This window comes from Stieleria sp. (assembly GCF_041595215.1).
GTDB classification, from domain to species: Bacteria; Planctomycetota; Planctomycetia; order Pirellulales; family Pirellulaceae; genus Stieleria; species Stieleria magnilauensis.
In genome coordinates this window covers 1-3,481 of record NZ_JBFHKV010000929.1, presented here as the reverse complement: position 1 = coordinate 3,481, position 3,481 = coordinate 1, and the positions used below count along the sequence as shown (strand labels likewise).

Sequence of the window (3,481 nt, the reverse complement as noted above, 5' to 3'; positions counted from 1 at the left end):
AAGCCAGTAGCCGGAGGTGAGCGAAGCGACACCTCCGGACATCCGGTCCCCCGTCAGACGCGACCCCGAAGGGTGTCGAAGAACGCGCAAGCGGGAAACAGACGCCACGTGTTCATCCTGCGGACTCGCTCGGCGGGGCCATCCGCGCAACCGCTCGACGATATCGTAGACGATCGAGCCGATATTGTTCGATACGTCGCCCATGACTGCGAACCAGATGGGTCAGCCACACCATCCAGTGCATTCGGTCAGGCTGGAATCCCAGTTTTTCGATCACCCTGCGCGAACGGTGATTGGATGCAAAGCAACACGCGAAAACGATCAACCGGGGATCTTCATCAAACAGTTGGGCGAACAACTCAGTCAGCGCCCGGGGCATCACCCCCTGGCCCCAATGCGATTTGGCAAGGTTCCATCCACACTCACAGGAACGGCGTCCTCCCTCCGGCCCCGGACCAAAATGCTGCATCACGTGCCCGACCAAAACGCCGTCGTCGAAGATCGACGTGCAACGGAAGGAGATGCCCAGGACATTGGGGTGACCGGCCAGTTTTTTTTCGAACGACGCCGGCGTCTCGCCTTTCCGGGGCTGGTACTGATGGCGCAACACATCGGGGTCATTTCGCAGGGCGAAGATGGCGTCGATGTCTGCGATTTCGGTTGGTTTGATGGTAATCGCCATGCCCCGCCGTCCTCCGTTTCGATTCGATCGCTCGCAACGCAAGGGAACGTCTACCAATGTAATCGGGCACCGGATCAATCCGCCACCATTCGATTAAATCGACAGGCCGGTACGGTATCGGTTGACAACCGAAGGCTTTAAAGTAGTGTCGCACCGTGCCTGAATTGGCGGCTGAATCGGCGATGCGGCGAGATGATCCGCCTGCTGTGAAACATGCGGTGCCATTGTGGTTTTGTTTGTAGATTGATCGGCTTTTCGTATTGTTGGCGGGCGTCCGTCCTGAACTACATCGGCGAGGACACCTAAAATGTTTCACGCTTCGGTAAACCTTCACCTCGAAGATCCGCTGCTGAATATGGCAACGGTCTTGGTGACCGGAATCATCGGCGGCGAACTGTTCGCCCTCCTCCGCTTGCCGAAGGTGACAGGATGGATCGCAACGGGCATCCTGCTCCGCTGGATCGCCCTTCCGGGGATGGACACGGGGGTGGACCCCAAAGCCTTGGATCGTTTTTTGCCCTACATGCACTTCGTGCTGGGGTTCATTGCATTCACGGTGGGTGCAACGCTCTATTTTGCCAGCCTACGCAACACCGGCAAACGTATCGGGCTGTTATTGCTGGGCGAGACGTTGATCACGCCGGTGTTGGTCGGTGCCTTGCTTTATTTTGCCGGGCCACTGGTCCCCGGCGGCGACGTGATGACGACTCAGCCGGCGCTGTTGTTGGCCGCGATCGCGATCGCGGGGGCACCGGGAACAACGGTCCTGGTGATTCAAGAAGCTCGGGCTCGTGGCATTCTCACCCGCACCTTGCTGGCTGCGATCGGCTTGATCGACATGGTCGCCGTTGCCGTGTTTGTTTTTATCACCACGTTTCTGGGTAATCAGGCAGGCTGGACACACGCGTTGCAAAGTGTGTTCATTCAGTTTGGAGTGACACTGGTCATCGGCGGCGGTTGTGCATTCATCGCGATCCTCTTGACGCGAACGGTCGTCAGCCCGGCGTTCTTAGGACCGACGATCGTCGCCGCCGTGCTGGGCTCATGGGGGCTGGCTGCCGGCTTCGGCACCTCCGGAGGGATTTTGGCGTGCACCTTCGCGGGCATCGTGCTGACCAATTTCCAGCACGACCTGGTGCGATCGGGCGAAGCCTATTTGCAAACCATCGGCGGCGCGCTGTTCGCCCTGTTCTTTACGTTCGCCGGCATGCGACTGGATTTCGGTTTGGTTCCCAGCGCGGCCGCATTGGTCGGACTGTATTTCACCGCGCGATTGATCGGCAAATGCGTCAGCGCGTTTTCCGCGATGTCGTTGTCCGGGGTGACCGACAACGTCCGCGGCTACCTCGGCATCGCACTGCTGCCACACGGCGGCGTCGCGGTCGGCTTGATCCTGCTGGTAACGGGTGAAAACTCGGGCTTCAGCGAAGAGGTTCGAACGGTCGTCAACACGGTCGGACTGTCGGCACTGGCGATCAACCAGCTGCTCGGACCGAGCGCCACACGATTCGCACTGGTCCGATCGGGCGAAGACCACAAGGACCGCCCCCGGCTACTGGACTTCCTGCAGGAGCAGCGGATTACGGTCGGGCTGACCGGCAGCGATCGCGAAGCGACCATTCGACAACTTGTGTCGCAACTTTACGCGACATCCAAGATGGAACTTCCACAGGATGAATTTGTTGAACGAGTGCTGGCCCGTGACGCCGAGTTGTCGACCTACTTGGGACAAGGGCTGATGATCCCCCACGCCATCCTGGACCATGGCGAAGGCGACGAGATACGCGGCGTCTTGGGGTTGAGCGCCGAAGGCCTGCAATTTGACACCTTCGACGACCGTCGCGTCCACGCCGTGTTGCTGCTGGCGACACCGGAACTGGAACGCAACCGCCACCTGCAGGTGCTCTCCGCCTTCGCGACGGCCATCACCCGCGACGCCAACCTCGTCGAGCAACTCTATCATGCCCGTAGCGCAGCCCACGCCTACGAGGTCCTGCACGCGGACAAGCACGCCGACATCAACTACTTCCTCGAAGACGCCGCGGATCAGGCAGGGCTGAGACCTTAGCGGTATTGATCTTAAGGGCATTCGTGCGGCTGCTTCACGGCCTGTTGATTTCGTCGATCTTCTGAATTCAATGCGATCACGCCAGGTGCGACGCGCAGGCGAGGGGCGACGCGTAAGCGAGGGGCGCCGCGTGGCCCCTAGCTAACGCGGCCCCTTGCTCACGCATGCGGGCTTAAATCGACAGGCCGTTCATTCACCGGTTTTGACCGGCAAGAATCGAACGGCATCGACGATCACGTACCCGTCGGTGGCCTGATTGCCGATCACGACGCGGGCCGGTTGTGTGGCATCAAAGCGGAATCGCCCCAGCGAGCTGAACGCGTTTTCGATCGCCGGTTTGTTTCGCTGATTGAGCATCAGCGAATCAGTCCCATCGGCATGTGTGACCTGGACCGGAACATTGGTCGCGCGATTGTTGTTGGCCGGATATGCCACTTGTACGTCGTAGGTTCCGGCATCGAGCTTGATTTCAAACGCCGCGCGGGAATTACCTTTGTTCGCATTGGAATCATGTAGATAGCCGGTCAAGAAATGCGGACCGTTGGCTTGACTGGTCTGCCATGAGCCGTCCAGTTTCGCCGACGTGTTGTCCAACACGACCCCGGAGAAATCACCGGGCCGCAATCCCGCGCCGCCGCTGTCACTGCCTTCGTACTCGAGCACCTGACCATCGGCTAAAAGCCGTTCTTGCAACGCTTCGTAGCGGACATCCTGGACGTCGGATCCATTTT

Annotated in this window: 2 protein-coding genes and 1 pseudogene; 1 reads left to right on the top strand and 2 read right to left on the bottom strand. The window is 59.6% G+C overall.

Going from position 1 to position 3,481, the window contains the following annotated elements; translation table 11 throughout:
* Positions 1-112: 112 nt before the first annotated feature.
* Complete coding sequence (locus ABX749_RS26410) at positions 113-682, bottom strand: GNAT family N-acetyltransferase (protein ID WP_372898637.1); 570 nt, start codon at positions 680-682, stop codon at positions 113-115.
* A gap of 355 nt (positions 683-1,037) precedes the next feature.
* On the opposite strand from ABX749_RS26410, the gene ABX749_RS26405 reads away from it, so the two are divergent.
* The gene (locus ABX749_RS26405) at positions 1,038-2,750 is read left to right on the top strand and encodes a cation:proton antiporter (protein ID WP_145223074.1); all 1,713 of its coding nucleotides are present in this window, start codon (positions 1,038-1,040) and stop codon (positions 2,748-2,750) included.
* 189 nt (positions 2,751-2,939) lie between these two features.
* Here ABX749_RS26405 and ABX749_RS26400 read toward each other — a convergent pair.
* Positions 2,940-3,481, bottom strand: a pseudogene (locus tag ABX749_RS26400) (FAD-dependent oxidoreductase); the annotation flags it as partial.